Consider the following 20,630-nt stretch of genomic DNA (forward strand, 5'->3'; position numbering starts at 1 on the left):
GTACTTCCATGAATCATTTTCCATCAGGAAAACTTGTGAATGCGTCTCTTTCCACTACCGGAAGGCCATATTTTTCTTTTGCATCGGAAAAAGCCTTTATCATGAAAGACATATTCCTTGCAAGATTTCTCATTGTCTGAAGTCCCTCAAGATCTTTTTTAACATCTTCGGCATCAAATCCATGCACCTGATTCCAGTATGTGCTTGAAGCCACCGGCATTCCGCTTATGGTAAAGTACTTGTTCAGAACATCGAAACTTGCAGTATTGCCGCCTCTTCTGCAGCTTACGACAGCCGCACCGACCTTCATCTGCTTTGAAAAAGAAGTACTGTAAAAAAGCCTATCCATAAAAGAAAGGATTGTACCATTTGGGGAGCCGTAGTAAACAGGGCTTCCTACAACAAGTCCATCTGCCTCTTCGAACTTCCCTGCAACTTCATTTACAAGATCGTTAACAACACACTTTCCATTTTTCTCGCAATACCCGCAGGAAACGCAGCCACGGATATCTTTATTGCCTACGTGAATGATCTCCGTCTCTATTCCTTCCTTATTGAATATCGAGATCATCTCGTTAAGAGCAGTAGCTGTGCAGCCATTTGCCTTTGGACTGCCATTAAGTAAAAGAACTTTCGCCATGTTGAATACTCCTTCCTATTTCATTTTTGTCTTTCCATCTGTCTACGTGACCTATTGGCTTAGCAGATAAAAAATGCTAGTCCTCGTACAGAAAAAACGCAGGCTATAACTGAAACAATCAGCATCAGAATTGCAACGATAATCTTCTTTCTTCCATTTTTTAAGTCAGGGTCTGGATAATCCACCGTTTTTATCCCATTCTGTAGCTTACGTATGCCCTGATACCCGCCAAATATTGATAATCCTAACACAATAGCCAGTATCAGAGGTGACATTTTGAAAAAAACATAAAAGAACATGCAAATAGCTAAAAAAATAATTATTACAATCATTACTCCTTATCCCTCACACTTTCAAGGGCATCTGAGATAAGCTTCTCATCATGTCTGAACATGATGCCAGTGCCTACCCATGCTGCAGCATAGACAGCCACGAAGATCACAGTTATCTGAACAAAGCCATTTTTAGTTTTGTACCAGTTACAAAGATGCCCAAAAGTAATGATGATAATGTACATCAGAAAAAAATGCAGAAGCGTCACCAGGTTATGCTTTAGTGCAGACAACTCTTTATCGTATTTATCATTATAAAGAAGCAACACTGTTACCAGACTGCATAAAAAGCTGGCAACAAGGATTGATCCCGGAGTATACCAGTCAAAAGACCACTCATTTTTCCTCATTACCAATAATCCGATAAGACTGACAGCGCACAATACCAGGAAGCTGACCAGCATTGTTTGTTCCATTACTATCTTTAGTTTTTTCATAGTCCCAACCTCTTCTTCATCTCTTTTACATAGCTTCTGGTAATAAGAATAACCTCTCCATTCAAAAGAACTGCTCTCATCCTGGCATTGGTCTCCGCTTTTACACTCTTTATCTTTCTGATATTGCAAAGCATGGACTTAGAACACCTAAAGAACCTGAAATCCAGAGCCTTTTCTACCTCGTAGAGACGGCTTCGCAGCTCAATGCAGTCATCCTTAGTATAGGCAAAGCACTTATCATCTACTGTCTCTATGTAATAGATTTTGGAAATCGGGCATGGAATGTTCTCGCCTTCCTTATAGCCCATAATGATCTGCTCCCCGTTTTCAAGCAGCCCAATCGCAGTATCTATAGCAGTTGTGCGCCCATATGCATTTACAACTGCGTATTCACTTTCACCCTGCGGAATCTTATTAAACGTTACCTTCAAGGCTTTTCCCCTTTACCTTTTATTATAAACTCTTGGATAGATGATTCTTGTAGCTGCAATAAATGCCACTGTAACTATTATTATATATATGCAGGTCTGATTCAATGACCAAGTTAAAGAACCAACCTGTGTGTTAAAAGAAAAATGCTCTCTCATGGCATGAAGAAATGCGCCGCCGTCTACTCCTCCTAGGCTCTCATCCATATGATTTAAAACTCCACCAGTCAGGAAATTTCTGATAAGTACAGTGATTCCTGTAGCTGGGATGAGGTTACATACGTTTTGTATTGTCTTGCTGAATTCAGATAGTGGAAGGTACGCGCCAACTATAAAACCCGACACTGCAGAAATGATTCCCATAAATGCACTGCAGGTGCCCATTTTCTTAAAAAACATCATTATAAGAGTAAAGATTGCTGTCGATGAGAGAGTGCCAAGGAAAATCACTCCAACAAGACCTATAATATCTGAAATTTCAAAATACATGGTTCCGTTCAAAAGAAGCACTCCAATTCCGCAAAACAGAACCACTAAGGTCTGAAAAAAGGCTGAAACTACCGCTGCCAGGAAATATGAAAGGATGATCTCAGCTCTTTTTACAGGGGTTGATATCATATCAAAATACACTCTGTCTTCCCTGTCCCTGACTATGGTTTCAAGGGCATTGTAGGGAATGGTGATCAGTGCAGTGCTGATGATACCTGTAAGTAATGTACCATTTACAAACTGGTCCATGTCCTTTGCTAATATCAGCTTCTCAAGGCCCGTTGCAGCGTGCTCAAGCGATGACAAAAAGGTGCTCTTTAAAAACAATAGATAAAGAATAAGAATAATAAGTGGTGTTAGCATTGAGAAAAAAATTGATCCCTTATTATTCATATATACCAGTATGTTTCTTTTTGTAAGACCTAAAAGACCTCTTATTTTAGCCATTGCACTCCACCATTTCCTTTCCTGTAAGTGTTAAAAAGACGTCGTCCATTGTTCCTTTGATTACTTCAAAATCCCTGACAGAATCTTTATTTTTCCAGATAAATTCCATGATTCCTTCATCCATCAGAATATTGTAGTGATCAGCCTCATAGCTAAAGCTTGGAGCACTGGAGGTTTCGATTATCTTTGTATTTTCATCGTTCTGTGCTGTATACCAAATGAGTTTTTTGCCGGTATACCTGCTCTTTAATTCAGCAGGTGAGCCTTCGGCAATTATGTTACCCTTGTCCATGATCACCACGTTGTCAGCTTCTGCGGTTTCTTCCATGTAATGCGTTGTCAGGAATATAGTCAGGTTCTCGTTTTTCCTTAAGTGATTGATGTAGTCCCACACCATCCTGCGGGACATGGGATCAAGTCCCGTGGTGGGCTCATCCAGAAAAAGAACGTTCGGCTTGTGTATCAGAGCCCTTGCTATATCTATTCGCCTTCTCTGTCCGCCGGAAAGATTCTCGTAACGCTTATTCCAGATTTCTTCCAGATTAAATTCGTCCCAAAAGAGCGAAAGCCTCTCCATTATCTCTTTTTTTCCATACCCGTAATATGCGCCTCTTGTAAGGAGATTCTGCTTAACTGTCAGGTTCCCATCCAGTACTGAATTCTGAAAAACTATCCCAATAGACTTTCTGATGGCATCATCTTCTTTTCCAAGTTCATACCCCATTAACCTGGCCTGGCCTGAGGTCTTAGGAAGGATCGTACTTAACATATTTATGGTTGTGGACTTGCCGGCTCCGTTTTCTCCAAGGAATGCAAAAAGAGAGCCCTGCTCAACTTCAAAAGAGATGTTGTTTACTGCTGTCGCATTGCCGTATTGTTTGACCAAATTACTAACTTCAATTGCTTTTTTCATATCTGACCTCTTTCTTGTTACCTGTTTTCCTGTATCTGAAACAGATATTAACTTATTTGAGGCAAGAAAAAAACAAATTGGCGGTGACTTGCATTTTTTGAGAGGTGAAATGCAAAATGGCTAATTCTTATTTCAAAATCTATAATTATCTCTTTTCAGCTTTTTAGCAGCCTTAGCCCACTTTGAGATCTCTTTTTTCTTAGCGTAATTATTGGTATTTTCCGCGCTCAATGACTTATAGAGGATGTATCGCTCTGCTGAAAGCTCGCCGCTTTCTATTGCTGCCTTCACAGCGCATCCCGGTTCGGTATCATGCTTGCAATCACTGAACTTACAGCATTGCTCCAATGCAAGGATATCTGAAAATGTATTATCTATTCCAAGCTCTGTGTTAGCCATTCCAAGCTCTCTCATGCCAGGTGTATCTATTATTGATACGCCATTTTCAAGCTCAATCAGCTGCCTGTATGTTGTGGTATGTCTTCCTGTGGAGTCTGATTCTCGCACTTCCGAGGTTTTCATTATTTCTTCACCGGCAAAGGCATTTAAAAGCGTCGACTTGCCTGCTCCGGAGGATCCCATAAGGCACAATGTCACGCCCGGCCTCATGTATTCATATAATTCATCAACTCCTATTCCATATAAAGCCGAAATAGCATGAACTCTGACTTTATCAGAGATGCTCTCCACTTCACGAACATATCTGCCGTAGTTGCTGCACAGATCTGATTTTGTCAAAACCACCACTGGAATAGAGTTACCCTGGAGAACAACGCTCACATATCTGGCGATTCTGTTGTAACTGTAGTCCTCATTTAGAGAGGTGACTATCAACGTGTAATCCACGTTTGCCACCATGTACTGCATGACTCCTGTTTTAGCCTGATCAGGCCTCTGCAAAAAGCTTGTTCTATCTTCAACCGCTACAATCAAAGAATCTCCAATTGGATTATTTACAAAAGAGACGTAATCACCCACAACAGGGAAAAACTCAGGTGCCTTCTCTTGAAATGTTCCTTTTAGTCTGGCAGAAATATCTTTTCCTTCAAACCTTATTACATAACTGTTCTTGTATATCGCAGAAACTCTGCCTTTACATAAATTGTTTTCTGTATTATTCATTTTTTTCTCCATATTTTTTTCTTTGTTATCAGTATGGAGACTAAGGTTGAGATCATCGCCATGACAATGGCATTTAGAAAAAAAGAAGCCGTGACTAATAAGCCACGGCCAAAGGATCAATTATTTATCTATCGCAAACCGAGGTCTTCATACTATATTCTGTTACAATTTCTATTCTCTTTACACTCATCACGAATACCTCGCTTTCCTTAATATTTTTTACAACAGATTCAGTATATCAACAACATGTTACGATTTCAACACTTTTTAGATGTCCGGTTCTGCCTATATTATATTTTTCTTAAATAGAGGCAGTGCTTTTAAATGTCTGGTTACTGCCTATATTTTACTTTTCATAAATATAGGCATTGAATTTTAGCCATATCTTTCTGCCTCCCTAACGCTCTTTTACAATATAGGCAGGACAACTGCTGTAAAATTAACTGCCTCTATTCCCTATCCCTTTGATATAGGCAGAATACCACACAATAAATCAACTGCCACCATTCGCAAATTCCTTGATATGGGCAGAATTTCGTTCATTCCATTTATGCATAATCCTACGTTATCTTATGATATAATCGGCAATCAGCAATTTGATTTATTTCGCAAATTTGAACTTTTATTATTTTTGCGAATCAGAAAGCCATCTGGCAATATCGATAATCCTTATTCCTTCATGCTGGCTTTCATCATGTTTTGTCCTGGCTATCAGCAACTTTGGATAAGCATCCTTAATCCCTAAAAGCGATGAAACTTCTCGCTTAAAAGTATCCTCTCTGGATATATCATCAGATACCTGAATGTAGACCTTTTCGCCTTCTTTGATTGCGACAAAATCCACTTCTTTTTCATATAATTTTCCCACGTATACTTCGTATCCGCGTCTGAGAAGTTCTATTGCAACAATATTTTCATAGAGATGCCCATAATCAGCATTTTTTGTTCCGATCTCAGAAAAGCGGAAAGCCAAATCGGACAGGTAGTACTTCTTATCTGATTCTAAATATCTTTTCCCCTTTATGTCATAACGCTGGATTGGATAAAAAAGGAATGACCGGCAAAAGTAATTCATATATGCCCCTACGGTCTTATCATTAGTTCTATAGGTGCCAGAAGTTAGTTTGGATGCCACATTTCTTATCGAAGTCTGGTTACCAACGTTATCCATAAGGTAGTTCCCAATCATTATCAAAAGATCTTCGTTTTCTATCTTGAATTTTCTAACGACATCCTTTGTAATAGTGGTCCTATAGATACCATTAACATATTGTCTGGCATCTTCCTCCGTTTTATAAAGATATGAACCAGCCATTCCACCTTTCTTTACATAAGAATCAAAGGCTTCATCTATATCATTTGATGGATAATACATAAGATACTCTTTAAATGAAAATGGATATAAGCTTATCTCATAAACTCTTCCACCAAACAACGTAGCCAAATCACTTGATAAAAGGAATGCATTTGACCCGGTAAGGTAAATATCATAGATTTCTTCTTCATAAATGCTATTGATCACACGTTCAAAGCCTTCACATAGCTGTATTTCGTCAATAAAAAGATAATTTGTTTTATCGCTGGCATACTGTTGCTCTATGTAGTCATAAAGCTTGTCTGCATCCAACAGTTTCTCGAACTTCTTTAAGTTCAGCTTGATCCGGACGATATTAGCCTTATCATCCCATCATATCCTCTGTACCATCTCACTGATCTTTTCCATAACTCCCTTGTCATGATTCGTAAAAATCCCCATATCCTCATTATATTTACTTGACGAATTCTTCGCTAATGAATAAAACGAATATCGTGATATTCCAAAACGGAATGTCATGCAGTAATGAACAGTGCATATGGATTTGTAATTAGTGCGTTGGGAGTTTGCTCGCATAAGCACTAAATTATAAATTCATATATTCACCACGCTCTTTTATATATTCCTCCACTTCAAAATTCCCTGCTTATTGTTATTACCTTGTTCATACAGATGCCTCCTTCGACTTTGAGCCATCTACGCTGAGCTCTTTATATGTCTGGCAGATTAAAAATACTGCTATCAAAAATGTAAGGATCTCTGACAATGGCATGGAATAAAGGCCCCCGTCCAGTCCAAACTTAAGAGGAAGCAGGAGCGCAAATCCAACGCCAAATACAATCTCTCTGACCATGGAAAGGATCGTTGATTCAAGGGCTTTGCACATTGCCTGCAAAAAGATGAAGCATGCCTTATTTACGCAGGCAAATACCATCATACAGAGATATATCCTGAATGCCTTGATAGCAAAATCAGTATAATAGCTGCTTTCATTTTCATTCATTTCCTTTTCACCACACAAAAGAGGCGTGCAGCTATCAGCCGGATTTACGCTAAAAGCTACACGCCACTTATGTTTTCCTTTCTTATTTTTAATAATTCTTTCACTCAAGAGAATTATTTTCCGTTATGATAACGCTTTTCTATCTTTGTTATTATTTTCTAAAGCTCTTTCCGTTTGTGCTGCCTCCATCAACAAGCACATCTACACCAGCAAGATATCCGTTCCTTTCATCTGCTACAGTCGCAATTGCAAATCCAAGCTCATCCGGAGTGCCCATCCTTTTTTCTGCTGCATATTCAAGCATGCTGGCACCTTCCTTTTCTTCAAGTTTGCCCATGTCAGTCGCAATAAGTCCTGGACTTAGAGAGCACACACGGATTCCTTTCTGCCCATAATCAAAAGCACACTTCTGTGCATACCAGACAACGAAGCTCTTGGAAAGAGCATAAGCAAAGCCTGACTTCTGATAATCCGTTTTGGCAAGGTTACTTGTTTTGATACACTTTGCTATGAATTTTGCTTCATCTGTTTCAGCAAGGGCAAAGGTCTTTTTATTTAGGAGGATCTTCGGTAATGCATATGCAGAATTTGAAGAGATATCCACTATAACGCTGCCCCTTGGCATCACTTTTGAAAACTCCTGATTGATATAAACTGTACCAAGCGCATTAACTCTGAGAAGTGGTTCAGGCTTTGCCATGTTCGGCGACATTCCCGCTGCATTGATAACATTTCTGACAGTTCCTTTTGAAGCCGCAAACACCACCAGCTTTTTTACGCTTTCCCGGTCTGACGTATCACATGTGCAGGCATATGCTTCATGTCCACCTTCTTTTAGCTGTTCCACAGCCTTTTCAAGCTTTGAGATAGTCCTTCCTGATACGATTATTATCTTATCCTTTGGCATCTGAAGAGCTGCTGAAAGCCCCATACCACTGCCACCACCTGTTACTACGCATACATCGCTCATTCATATATCCTCCTGAATTTATTTTATTGAATATTTACGAAATAAACAATGCGGGGGCATTTTCCACTAGTTTCTGCATCTCTTCCTGAGTATTCTTAGTTGGATCAAAGCTCTTCATTGTGCCTGATGCAGCATCATAATATAGCGCAGTAATCTGAGGGCTCATATTTCTGGCCGCTTCTGCACGTTCCTTTGCAGCCTGCGATGAGGCCTTTGCAGCAGCAACAAACTTATCAAGCCAGTCTCTTACCTGTTCCCCAGTGTCTGCCGGTGATGTTATGATTTCTGAGAGTTCATCAAATGGCGTTTCAAATATGATCTCATCAGATACTACCAGATCTATTCCTGCCTTTTCAAACTGCTTCCTAAGTGCATTTACATATTTGTCAGTCGAAAAATCCTGTGTCAGATCAATGATAAATTTCCCACTCTGACATGTCATATTGAGCACAAGACCGCTTGAACAGTTTGAATACAGGTGTACCTCATCCACAAGTACACCCGGCATATCAAACTGACCTATGTAACTTATAAGATAAGTGTCCAGCGCAAGATTTTCCATGAATCCAAGGAGTTTCTGTCTTCCTGCAAATGAATGAAAATGTCCTATGACACTTAGAAGCATATTGATATTATTAAATTCTTTTGCACAGTGATCATGCTCTTTCTGGGCATTGAGAAGCCTTTTATATTTCGCAGCTATTTCACTGTCTGAAAGGTTCTCCTCTTCTCTTCCGTAAGGCAGAGTCATACTCTTAACACAGTTTTTGAAGGTGTCATCACAACCTAATATATGTCTTGCGTCCATAGGGAAATTACTTACTATAGTCTTATCACAGTCTAAAGAAATCTCTTTTATCCCTCTGCTCATCAGTATGCTCAGATATGTGATCGGAGATGCGCCGATACTCTTGCAGGCATCCATAAACTGCTTCTGTGAAAAACTGATCTCATAACGCCTATGATCATCTTTATTCTTTGTTTCAGGAAGCTTATATCCCTTGTCGGACAGGCCTTCAATCTTCATGCTTTTTCCATTTAGCTCGTATTTCTTTTCACACGGATCAGTAAGTTCGGCTACCGATAGTTCAGATGCCAGCAAGTGGTGTTCTTCTCTTATCTGCTCATATTCACCCATGTCAGCATTTTTATAATCACTGTAGAATCTGAGCAATGTCTCGAGAAATGTCTTTGCACCTCTTCCATCTGTAAGTCCGTGATGAAAAGAGAGTTTAAGGCTCTTTTCCCAATATGTAACTCCCATGAGATGATAGTTGTTACTATGTCCGCCCAGTGGGATAAATCCATCTTTGTGATGTGCCTCAAGCTTCATTTCATTCCTTACCGCATAGAAATCTCCATCTTTTTCTATGAATCTGACGCCAAAGTAAGGGTATCTGATGACAGTGTCTGCTATCGCCAGTTTCAGAAGTTCACCATTTATGCCTTCCCTCATCCTGACATCATAAACCTCACTTGGAAGGCCCTTGGATCTGTATAAATAAGGCATTCCAGACAAAGCCTTGTCACCATTCTTAAGTATTGTTTCTACATTCTTATTTTCAGTCATTATGCTTCTCCTGTTATCTCTTTAGCAAGTTCCAGAATTTCAAAGGCATATTTTTCCTTGCCCTTTTTCAGCAGTTTCTTGTATAAAGGATAGTTAATGATGCAGATTGCAGCACCTACTATTCCAACAAGCACCCCAATGACCATGAAAATTACTCCTGTTCCAAAGACGCCCAGCCCAAAGCACATCCCTGTTCCAAAGATCAAAGTCCCAATAATTCCAAGCGTCATGGCTGTTATAAATGCCGGAAGCTTTGCTCTTTCATCAAGCTTTTTAAGCTGCCTTACCTTATTTGTTTCCTTTGGCATGTAATCCTTTGCAACACTTTCTGCATAAACCTTATCTAAATCGTTCATCGTATTCTTCTCCTTCTTTTCTCTTGAATGTCCTTTTTATGCGATCTTTCCTGTTTCTTTGAGCCATCTGATCTCGTCACGTATGGTCTCTCTGTATGATCTTGTAGTATAACCAAGTTCCTTACTTGCTTTACTTGAATCAAATCGGTTGTTTCTTGCAAGATTATAAACGGAGAAAGTTGTCATAAGCGGCTTTTCTCCTGTCTTTTTTGCTTTTTTCTCAAGTATCTTTGCAATGAAGTTTGCTGCTGATATCGGTAAAAAGAACTTCATTTGTTTACATCCGCTCTCCTCTGAAACAAGCTTTGTAAAATCCTTAAAGCTGACAGGCTCATTCCCAAGAATGTAGCACTCTCCGCTTTTGCCCTTATCAGCTGCCCCAATGAGTCCGTCAGCCAGATCCCTTACATCACACAGATTAAAGCTTCCATCGATTCCTGCGGGCATCTCTCCATTGATGATATCAACTAAAGTCTTTGTGGTCTCACCCATTGCAAAGTCCTCAGGTCCGAGGATTCCTGACGGGTGTACCACACAGGCGTTAAGGCCTTCCTTTGCAGCTTTGAGCACCACGTTTGTTGCCATAGCCTTTGACAATGAGTAACAGCCTTTGATTCTCTCAGGGTCAAGCGGGATCGAACCCTCACATTCTCTTATGCTTCCCTTCTCTTCCTCAGGTATTGCTCCTGTTGATGAGCAATAGACAAGCTTTGATACTTTGTGCTTTTTGCACATCTCTATGATGTTTTCTGTTCCACCGACATTTACATCCATGACTTTCTGACTGTAATCAGGATTTACTGTTACGATGCTCGCTATGTGAAGCACAATTACTTCCGTATCTTCAGGTGTCTCAAAGAATCTTTCCAGGTCATCTTTGTTACAAAGATCGCCATATGCTATTTCAACTTCTTCCGGAAGATATGCGGCTGACTTATCGCCTTCAAGGACAAATGCCCTTACTTTTTCGTTTCTATCAACAAGCTTTCTGCAGACTGTGCTTCCAAGAAATCCTGCTGCTCCTGTTACCAGATACATCTTATTTGTTTTGCTCATTTATCTTTTCCTCTCTTATTTTCAATTTGTTTTCTTGCTCTCTGTTTTGAGCTTGAAGTCATTATAGGGAAATGAGCACACAAAAAGAACAACACTTTTTGCAAAATGTGTTGATTTCAGGAGTACAGGTCCCGACACGTTTTGTAAAAAGTGTTGATTTGTAAATTCGATATAGTGTTTTTACTGCGTTATGGCTTGATGATACACTTCTGTATAACGCTTATGATCTCGTCTTTGGACTCGGCACATCCCCCTCGTACCCACTCAGTGATAACTCCGATAATACCCTTAAGATAAAAGACCATTATAAACGGCTGCTCATTTTCCGGAACTCCGAACCTTGTAAGTATGGGCCCAAATATGTTCTTAAACCATGTCTCATAGATTTTTTCGGCGCCCATCATCTCATTCTTTTCATACATCAGGTAAAAGAGTTTCCTGTTCTCTTCTACAAAATTCAGATATGGCATCAGATATCCCGGGGTAACAAGAAACAGTTTCTCATCGTCTTTATCATCTATATCAATGCTTTCAGCACCCTCGGCGCCGAAGCGGCCAAAGAAATCTTTATATATGGCTTCCACAGTTTCCTGCAGAAGATCATTTACATTATCATAGTGAAGATAGAATGTTGATCTGTTTACTCCTGCAGTCTCACATATTTCCTTAATGGTAATATACTCAAAGTCCTTACTATCAAGGAGTGTTATCAACGCATTATGCATCTTCTCTGCTGATTTAAAATATTTGCTCTCATTCTTATTCATATTTTTCTATAACAATCTCCACATCTCTGTTTCCGAGAAGCTTTGTTAGTAAAGTTTTCTTCCGATATAACTTACAATGTCAAAAAATTCATTACAAGAGATACCATAATCTCTTTTTCTTCTGGTTTAGACTCTGCTATCATAAGTGTTATCGCAACAAGCTCTCCATCACTGATTCTCTTTGTTCCATCCTTCAGCAAAATATCATTCCCACTAAGAAAGTCCAAAAACAATGATGCTGCAATGCGCTTGCATCCATCATTATATGGATGATCTTTCACAAGGAAATACAAAAGATTTGCAGCTTTTTCCTCTAATGATGGATACGCATCTTCACCAAAAGCGCTCTGGTATATTGAAGCAAGTATCCCTTCAACTTTTCCGTGTTCTTTCTCTACTCCAAAAACATCAGTCTGAAATTGAGTTTTCATGGCATCTACAATTTCGCAACATCTTTTATAAGTTATTACATAGGTTGGTTTACTACCTTTGGGGCGTTTAAGTGACTGATGATCATAGTCATCAAGCAAAGAAAGTGCTTCAGTATACATATTAACTGCTTTTAGCACGTCCTTCTCTTCTACATCAAGAGCATCTGCCAGCATCCTTGTTTGGATACTAACTGTTTTTTCAAGAGCTTTAAGTCTCTTTTCATTTATTGCATAGCCCTTTACAATGTACTGCTTTAATACTGAATTAGCCCACTGCCTAAACTCAACGCCTCTTTGGGATTTTACACGGTATCCTACAGAAATAATAACATCCAAGGTATAAATTGGTACTCTTTGTTTAACACCATCAACACGCATTTTTTGCGTGTTGTTATCTTTATCGATTTCCCCTTCAGAAAAAACATTATTTATATGCTTACGAATGGTCTTCTCATCTCTGTCGAACAACTGAGCCATCTGATTTGCAGTAAGCCATACCATTTCATTTTCTAGGGCAACTGGTAACTTAATAGCCCTATCTTTAGTTTCAAAAAGAACAATTTCGTTTTCTTTATTCATAATTTTTGTTTATCCTTTGTAAACGTCAAATACTATCATGAATAATCATCGCATATATATTGGCATTTCGCATTTAACGCGTGGTTGAACATCTTTAACAATGTAATATTACATATATTTTTTAAGCCACTTTTTCCTGAATTCTGTTTGTTCGTCTGTATGGAACCAGTGCTCTCCATTAGGCATTACTGATAAATCAGCACCTATTGCTTCTGCAAATGTCTCCATTGTTTCTAATGATTGGAAGTGATCTTTCTCACCATACAAAATATAAGTAGGTACATTCCATACTATAGGATGATTTCTTACCCACACAAGATAGTCCCATGAGAGGACTTCGCCTTCGGGAAGATGAATTGTGCTTTTAGCTTTCAAATCCTCGTCGGATACATCTGCATGCTTCATCATGTCTAAGTTGCAAAAAACGTTATCTCTCTCACTACTCAATATGTCTTGCTATCATTTTGAGATTTTCAATGATAGTTATATGCTGAGGACAAACGCCCTCACACTGACCACAGGCTATGCAATCTGCAGCCTTTCCTCCATTCTCTAAAAGTTGCGGATAGTCTTCATATTTCACTGACCATTCCTTTTCTTCAAGGTCATCAAAGGTATTTTCGTTGTACATCTTGAAATATTTCGGAATTGAAATTTTCATAGGGCAACCCGAAGTGCAGTAGGAACAACCGGTACAGGGAATGGCAAGCTTACTTATTAGCTTTTCTCCGGCTTTTAAACACAACTTCTTTTCATCCTCTGAAAGAGCTTTAAAATTCTCCATGTAAGAGGTATTATCCTCCATCTGCGCTATACTGCTCATTCCGGAAAGGACAACCATTACATTGTCCAGACTTGCAACAAATCGTATAGCCCAGCTTGGAATTGACATCGCAGGATCTTTTTCCTTAAAGAGCATTTCTATATCCTGCGGTAGATTAGCAAGGGTCCCTCCCCTTACCGGTTCCATTACAGTTACAGGTTTTCCATGTTTCACAGCTACTTCATAACACGCCCGTGACTGAACCCACTCACTATTCCAATCCAGGTAATTGATCATCAACTGTACAAACTCCATCTCAGGATGTTTTGTCAGAATCTCATCTAATAGCTCAGGAGTATCATGAAAAGAGAATCCAGCATGCTTTACAAGTCCAGCCCTCTTTTTTTCAAGAAGCCAGTTAAAACAATCCAACTTTTCATATATTTCCAGTAGTTCTTCATCTATTCCATGGATAAGGTAATAGTCAAAAAAACTTGCTCCAGTCTTTCTGAGTTGCTCATTAAAAATCCTATTTCTGTCCTCTTTGGTCTTTATATACTCGCCATGTAATTTGGTGGCAAGGGTAAAGCTGTTCCTTGGATATCTATCCACTAAAGCAGCCTTTACCACATTTTCACTGTTAAAATCATGGTACATCCAGGCAGTGTCAAAATAGGTAAAGCCTCTTTCCAAAAACATATCCACCATTTTGCAAACCTGCTCTACATCCACAGATGCTTCATCTGAAGGATTCAGCAAAGGCATTCGCATTAGCCCAAATCCAAGCTTCTTCTTTGGTTTAAAATCCATCATTGAATTTTTTCCTCTCAGATATCAAAAAATCCTAATGTTTTTAGCATTGCAATTGCATTTTCGATATATTCATTATCGGTAATATGCCAATGGAATCCCAGTCTGTAAAGTGCCTTCACCGTAAACTTATTATCTACATCATTTTCGATAATATTCTCATCATTATCGGTTTTATAGTTTACAAGCGGTGAAACAAAACGGTTGATACGCTCATCCATAAGAGCTCTATTCAGCCTTTCATTAAACTCTTTTTCGTCTACCACATCCACTTTCAGGTCATTATCATTAAGCGCCTGTACCAGATCTCCCATTTCTATAGTATGGGAGTTATAGGCATGAAAAACAGTAAACTCACTATTGGTTCCTGCCAGCAGTACTGTAGCTCTGGCCACTTCATCAATAGGTGAGAATTCATCCTCTTCGTCCATGTCCTGCACAGGGAAGCACCCAAGAACCACGTAAGACTTTAATGTATTCATAAAATTATTAGTGTTAAAGTTGATCTGGAACTCACCATCTTCATATCTGCTCATGAGATTACCCATTCGGATTATCTTAGCATTAAGTCCCTTCTCCTCTATAGCATCAAGAATGAGCTTTTCAGCCAGATACTTCGAATATACGTAGCCATTTGATTCTACCTGCTGTCCGATATCAATGGCATCCTCTCTAAGCGTCGTCTCTCCGTTAGAACCGACATTCCTTTCGCCACATACTGAAACCGTAGATATATGCACCAGACGAATATCCTTTTTAAGGCACAAATCAACAAGGTTAGCTACTCCGTATACATTGACATTCTTAAGAAACTCCAGATCTGCAAAGTGTTTGACTGAAGCGGCACAGTTTATAAGTGTATTAATGTCGTATTCTTCAAGTTTCTGGATGCTCTGTGCATCCGTGATATCTCCTTCAATTGCAACTATCCTGTTTCCAAAGTAATCCTCATCCAGGTCATCGAAGTAGTAGAAGAAACTTTCTCTAAGTCGTCTCATTGCTCCAATTTTACCACCACGAAGCAGACAGTAGACTTTCATAGTTCCGGAATCAATGAGCTGTCTTAGCACATGAATTCCCAAAAAGCCCGTAGCACCAGTCAAAAGAACTGTCCCAAGCCCCTCGGTTTTTATATTATCCAAATACTGCGGTATGTTGTGGGAAAGGGCTTTTGCATACTCATTCACCGTTACACTTTCCTCATTCGTCTGATCTGTTTGATTTTGAACAGTTTCTTCATTCCACTGATCCTTAATCTTTGAGAAAAGATGCTCAGAAAGCTGTCTTGGTGTTGGTTTATTAAATATATCCTGATACACTACAGGATAATCTTTGACCATTATGGCCATCATTACCTTGGCCGCCAAAAGAGACGTTCCACCATATTCAAAGAAATTATCATCCAAATGGAAATCATCTTTTTTCAATGTCTTTCTGAATATCTCCAGAATCTGTTCTGTCAGCGCCTCCAGTTGCTTCGATCCTTCAAAAGCTACTGCAGCTCCTTTTGGCCCCTGAGAATCTGTAACGGTATCCGGAATATCTTTTTTCTCAACTAATTCTTGTTCTGCCCGGAATTCTTTTACCTCGCTAAGAGAAAGCACATCTTCAACTGTTCTGCAGGTTAATAGTCCTCGGATCACCTCTTCCATCAGCTTATAAAAGCGCTCCATTGTGGTCTTGCCATACATCTCTATATCATACTCAAATTCATAGACCACCTTATCATCATTAAGATATATATCAAGTCCAAATGGCGATTTTGCTTGGAAAGCTCCTAGTCCAAGTTCCTTCTCCTTGGCCTCTTTTCCTCCAATAAGGACAGCATCATCTGTCTGGTCCCCCTGATATGCGAAAAGCACATCAGAACTAAGTCCATAGGTGCTGCATACCTCAGCAAAACTGAATATATCACAGGACATGGCATTTAACAGCATACTCTGGCATTCACCTACTGCATGAGATACATCCATCTGAGGTGAAGGACTTATTGATACCGGAATGGTCTTTACAAACATTCCTATACTACGGTTTAGCCTGCTGTCATTTCGGCCATTATAAATTGAGGCAAATACTGCATTCTCAGAACCAGTACATACTTTCAGCGAAAGTCCCATAGCCATGGTAAAGAACGCATTTAGACCAAAACGATTCTTCTCACAGAACGCTCTGATATCATTTGCCGAAATCCTTCCTGTCAAAACTAAGTTTCCATCATCATCAGTTGCTGTTGCCTTTTCTGTTGGAGGAAGAGTAACTTTTTTGCAGTTGCCAAAAATACTATCATGCCACTCTTTGGCTTTTTCAAATTTGTCAGAGTTTCTTCTCGTCTTCTCAACAATAGCTGCCTCAAATCCTGTAAACTGCTCGGCTTCCACATTTTCGCCCAAATATGCCCTGTTGATGTCTTCCATAAAAATACTTAAAGATTCACCGTCACTTATGATGTGATGGGTATCAATGAAAAGGTATTTACCCTCATTGGAAGCAAACAACCCGATTCTGCAAAGAGGCTCTCCCAAAGTCAGATCAAATGGTCTGACCAGTTCCTCATCAGAAGGCAAAACAGTACCCTCAGAAATTTCCACCTTTATTTCGTCACTTCTTACAGCAAAAACTTCTCCTTCTTCATTCACCTTAAGAGTCATTGACAGATATGGGTGAGCTTTCAATGTCTTTTCTATTGCCAGACGGAGCCTGTTCATATCAATTTCCGGAGAAAGCTCATAAAGGATTGGTATATTATAGATAGTAGAATCTTTGTAATGGATACTCTCAACAAATATTCCCATCTGAGTCATAGAAAGAGGATACTCTTTTCTTAGTTCAAACTCTTCACCCTCTTCCTTAGTCTCCAGAAGCTTTTCTATGTCAATTACTGTTTTGGTTTCAAACAGTTCGGCGATGGTAACATTCTTGCCAAACTCCCCTGCCAGCATTGTACACAGTCTTATACATCCAAGAGATGAAAGACCTGCAGCAAAAAGATCTGTAGTGATCCCAACAGGAACTTCACCTATTATCTTCTTTATAATCTCCAGAATAGACTTCTGACACTCAGTCTCAGGAAGCACAACCTTTTCCTCTTCCTTTCCGGGATCAGGCAGAGCTTTCTTATCAATCTTGCCATTTGCAGTAAGAGGCATCTCCTCCAGCTGCACAAAAGCCTGTGGAACCATATAAGCAGTAAGCTGAGATGAAAGATGTGCCTTGAGATCATCAATGTCAATTTCATTGTCAGCAGTGAAGTATGCAGCCAGATACTCAGTCTCTTTCTTTAATACGATAACGATAGAAGATCTGATTCCGGGATATGAACCTATTACGCTCTCTATCTCGCCAAGCTCAACTCTAAGCCCTCTTAGCTTGACCTGGTTATCAATTCGTCCATGATACTCGATGTCACCATTTTCCTTGATTCGTACAAGATCGCCACTTCGATATGCAGGCATATCAAATAACCTAATAAAACACTTTTGGGTAAGATCATCCCTTCCGATGTAGCCTCGTCCTACGCCATCGCCAATTATCACCATTTCACCCAGAGCGCCAAGTCCCTGAAGTCGGCCCTCCCTGTCGATGGTGGCAACGTGAACATTTACATTAGGTATTCCAATTGTAATGTTCTCTGTATCCTCAACAACCTGCATGGTGCAACTTATGGTTGCCTCAGTAGGCCCATATCCATTCATTATGCATATATCAGGATTTATATCTTTCAGCTTGCCAAAAAGAGCAGGTGGAAAGGCCTCAGCTCCCATATCCACACTCTTTAGACCTTTTACCGCATCTGTAAAGGCATCCGTAAACTCACCCATGTCCAGCATATTCATCAGATAGCTCGGTGTACAGCTCATAACATCAACATGGTTATCGGTCATAAGCTTTCCAAGCAGAACAGGATTCATTATATCTTCATGAGTTGCAAGTACCACCGTCATGCCATTGGCAAGTGGAACAAACTCCTCCATTATAGAGAAGTCAAAAGTAAGTGCTGCTATTGCAAGGCTTACGTGTCCTCTCCTTGTATAGCCTAAAATCTCGTGGTTTTTCTCATTATCATCAACGAAATTCACGAGGTTTTTATTGGTGAGCATAACCCCTTTTGGTTTTCCTGTTGAACCGGAAGTATAAATGACATAGGCAAGTGCCTCATAAGGAACAGTTTCGTTAAGGTCGTCTTTTTCACCCTCTTTTACTGCATCTTCAACGCAGATAAGTTCGACTCCGCTTTCAGCCAGGACATCAAACATCTCTTTGCGTTTTTCCAGGATTTCTCTCTTTGTCACTAAAAGTTTTGCCCCTGAATCTTCGAGAATAAAGCGTATTCTATCCTCAGGATACTCAGAATCTATCGGAAGAAATGCTCCGCCGCTTTTAAGTACGCCCTGCCTCATGACATAGGCATAGCTGTCCCTGTCAGGCATTACAGCAACAATGCTCTCGGCTTTCGCGCCCTTGCTCCTTAATATAAATCCAAGAGCATTTGCTTCCTCATTTAGTTCTTTGTAGGAAAGCGTCCTGTCTTTGGCAACAAGAGCCTTCCTGTCAGGATTCTTATGTGCGGCATCCTGCAGAAGCCGATAAGCAGGTCTTTCCTTTACAGGAAAATCGCTATCATGAAGAATTTTTATCTTCTCTTCATCAGCCTTGGTGGTAAGGCATACATCGCCCAGACGTTCTTTATTCATGAACTCATGGGTGATATTATCCATCATGTGAACAAGGCCCTCTATTGTAAACTTAGAGAAAAGAGCCGGATCGTACTCAAGCTCATAAACAATCTTTGAACCATCAAGGCTTACATCTATACCTATACCAGCCCTTGCCCTTGAAAGTCCCAGCATTTCAAGTTTGGCAAGTTCTCCGCCAATCATTGCGCCATGCCCGTACTCTCCCTGATAAGCAAACATGATGTCAGCCTTGATATCATAAGCATTCCTTATCTCAGCAAAGCTGTATATATCGTTAGCCATTGCAGACAGAAGATATTTCTGACATTCCTTTACGGCATCAGAAATCTTTTTTTCCGGAGCACATTCCAAATATACCGGCAGGGTCTTTACCAGCATTGATACACTATCTGAAAGTCTTCCATCACTTCGGCCGTTATAGATTGTAGTAAATATGGCATTTTCAGACGCTGTATACGACTTAAGTGCAAGGCCAAAAGCAGTCATGAAGAAAGCATTAAGTGTACAGGAATTATCAAGACAGAACTGTCTTATCATAGCTCCATCCGTTTCTCCGATAACCTTCCCTTCACCTATATTTCCATCTTCTTTCTTTCCATCTTTTATTGGAAGTGTCTCGCCGCCACAGCCTGCAAAGTAACTGTTGTACCAGGCCTTTGCCTTTTCAAATCGCTCGCTTTTCCTCGCTGCTTCTTCATCAAGAGCAAACTCATATCCCGTATATTTCTCTTTTTCTATTTCTTCACCTGAATAAGCTCTGTCGATATCATTTTGCAAAATAAAAAGAGATTCACCGTCACTTACGATGTGGTGGGTATCAAGGAAGAAATAGTTACCATTTTTTGTTTCATAGATTTCTGCACGGAAGAGAACTTCTCCCGTATCAAGGTAAAATGGCCTTACCAGCTCATTTCCAGTTGGAATGGTATCTTTCTTAAATACAGGAGTTTCAAACTTATAGTCATCCCTTCTTATCGCATGTACGATTCCATCCTTGTCACTTACAGGTTCCATGAAAAGATATGGATGGGCTGCTACAGCTTTTTCAATGGCTTTGGCCAGCTTCAGAGTATCAACTCCGTCTCCAAGTTTATAAAGCTCCGGGATATTGTAGGTGGTAGAACCCGGGTAGCGCATACATTCGATATATATACCTGTCTGGGTCATGGAAAGCGGATATTCTTCCCTAAGTTCACATTCTAAAGTTTCATCTGTATTTTTCAGAATGCTGTCTATAGCTTTAATGGTACTGTTATCAAAAACATCCGATACTTTAATGGTTTTTCCAAAGCGCTCTGACAAAAGGGCGCACAGCCTGATATATCCTACAGATGACATACCGAATGCAAACAAGTCTGAATTTATACCGATAGAAACATCTCCAATAACTTCTTTAACAATCTCAAGGATCTTCTCCTGAGTTTCATTCTCAGGCGGAACTATCTCATCTTCCATCATTACAGCCTGAGGCAGTGCCTTTTTGTCTATCTTGCCTGAAAGATTCATAG

17 protein-coding genes are annotated in these 20,630 nt (G+C 39.8%); all 17 read right to left on the bottom strand.

The features are described 5' to 3' along the window. Positions 1-13: 13 nt before the first annotated feature. Positions 14-640 (bottom strand): flavodoxin family protein, encoded by a 627-nt coding sequence (locus tag C4S54_RS06715; RefSeq protein ID WP_103868836.1) that lies wholly within the window; start codon positions 638-640, stop codon positions 14-16. Between the two features lie 331 nt (positions 641-971). After that, complete coding sequence (locus C4S54_RS06725) at positions 972-1,409, bottom strand: DUF3021 family protein (RefSeq protein WP_103868838.1); 438 nt, start codon at positions 1,407-1,409, stop codon at positions 972-974. Next, the gene (locus tag C4S54_RS06730; RefSeq protein WP_242973754.1) at positions 1,406-1,840 is read right to left on the bottom strand and encodes a LytTR family DNA-binding domain-containing protein; all 435 of its coding nucleotides are present in this window, start codon (positions 1,838-1,840) and stop codon (positions 1,406-1,408) included. Before C4S54_RS06730 ends, C4S54_RS06725 begins: the two co-directional genes overlap by 4 nt. Before the next feature lie 12 nt (positions 1,841-1,852). Beyond that, positions 1,853-2,773 carry an ABC transporter permease gene (locus C4S54_RS06735; protein ID WP_103868839.1) on the bottom strand — a complete coding sequence of 307 codons (921 nt, stop codon included), beginning with the start codon at positions 2,771-2,773 and terminating at the stop codon, positions 1,853-1,855. Then, positions 2,766-3,686 carry an ABC transporter ATP-binding protein gene (locus tag C4S54_RS06740; protein ID WP_103868840.1) on the bottom strand — a complete coding sequence of 307 codons (921 nt, stop codon included), beginning with the start codon at positions 3,684-3,686 and terminating at the stop codon, positions 2,766-2,768. The genes C4S54_RS06735 and C4S54_RS06740 overlap by 8 nt, the downstream gene beginning before the upstream one ends. Before the next feature lie 132 nt (positions 3,687-3,818). Beyond that, on the bottom strand, positions 3,819-4,808 hold the full coding sequence (gene rsgA, locus C4S54_RS06745) for a ribosome small subunit-dependent GTPase A (protein ID WP_160110713.1): 990 nt from the start codon (positions 4,806-4,808) through the stop codon (positions 3,819-3,821). A gap of 625 nt (positions 4,809-5,433) precedes the next feature. Further along, the gene (locus tag C4S54_RS06750) at positions 5,434-6,477 is read right to left on the bottom strand and encodes an ATP-binding protein (RefSeq protein WP_278308905.1); all 1,044 of its coding nucleotides are present in this window, start codon (positions 6,475-6,477) and stop codon (positions 5,434-5,436) included. A 310-nt stretch (positions 6,478-6,787) separates the two neighbouring features. Next, positions 6,788-7,234: a hypothetical protein gene (locus C4S54_RS06755; RefSeq protein ID WP_330405604.1), complete on the bottom strand. Its 447-nt coding sequence runs from the start codon at positions 7,232-7,234 to the stop codon at positions 6,788-6,790. A gap of 43 nt (positions 7,235-7,277) precedes the next feature. Next, the gene (locus C4S54_RS06760; RefSeq protein ID WP_103868841.1) at positions 7,278-8,096 is read right to left on the bottom strand and encodes an SDR family NAD(P)-dependent oxidoreductase; all 819 of its coding nucleotides are present in this window, start codon (positions 8,094-8,096) and stop codon (positions 7,278-7,280) included. Between the two features lie 34 nt (positions 8,097-8,130). Continuing rightward, on the bottom strand, positions 8,131-9,666 hold the full coding sequence (locus tag C4S54_RS06765; protein WP_103868842.1) for a hypothetical protein: 1,536 nt from the start codon (positions 9,664-9,666) through the stop codon (positions 8,131-8,133). Continuing rightward, positions 9,666-10,022: a dihydropteridine reductase gene (locus C4S54_RS06770; RefSeq protein WP_103868843.1), complete on the bottom strand. Its 357-nt coding sequence runs from the start codon at positions 10,020-10,022 to the stop codon at positions 9,666-9,668. Before C4S54_RS06770 ends, C4S54_RS06765 begins: the two co-directional genes overlap by 1 nt. A 36-nt stretch (positions 10,023-10,058) precedes the next feature. Next, the gene (locus C4S54_RS06775; protein ID WP_103868844.1) at positions 10,059-11,078 is read right to left on the bottom strand and encodes an NAD-dependent epimerase/dehydratase family protein; all 1,020 of its coding nucleotides are present in this window, start codon (positions 11,076-11,078) and stop codon (positions 10,059-10,061) included. Positions 11,079-11,266: 188 nt separating this feature from the next. After that, on the bottom strand, positions 11,267-11,845 hold the full coding sequence (locus tag C4S54_RS06780; protein WP_103868845.1) for a TetR/AcrR family transcriptional regulator: 579 nt from the start codon (positions 11,843-11,845) through the stop codon (positions 11,267-11,269). 71 nt (positions 11,846-11,916) lie between these two features. Then, complete coding sequence (gene rhuM / locus C4S54_RS06785; protein WP_103868846.1) at positions 11,917-12,855, bottom strand: RhuM family protein; 939 nt, start codon at positions 12,853-12,855, stop codon at positions 11,917-11,919. A gap of 108 nt (positions 12,856-12,963) precedes the next feature. Further along, positions 12,964-13,302 (bottom strand): alpha/beta fold hydrolase, encoded by a 339-nt coding sequence (locus tag C4S54_RS06790; RefSeq protein ID WP_200821048.1) that lies wholly within the window; start codon positions 13,300-13,302, stop codon positions 12,964-12,966. After that, positions 13,295-14,431 (bottom strand): aldo/keto reductase, encoded by a 1,137-nt coding sequence (locus C4S54_RS06795; RefSeq protein ID WP_242973756.1) that lies wholly within the window; start codon positions 14,429-14,431, stop codon positions 13,295-13,297. The genes C4S54_RS06790 and C4S54_RS06795 overlap by 8 nt, the downstream gene beginning before the upstream one ends. A gap of 14 nt (positions 14,432-14,445) precedes the next feature. Beyond that, a complete protein-coding gene (locus tag C4S54_RS15975) occupies positions 14,446-20,628 on the bottom strand; it encodes a non-ribosomal peptide synthetase (RefSeq protein ID WP_160110714.1) in 6,183 nt (2,060 codons plus the stop codon). Between the last annotated feature and the right edge of the window lie 2 nt (positions 20,629-20,630).

The sequence above is a fragment of the Butyrivibrio sp. Su6 genome, assembly GCF_900108105.1.
Lineage (GTDB): Bacteria > Bacillota > Clostridia > Lachnospirales > Lachnospiraceae > Butyrivibrio.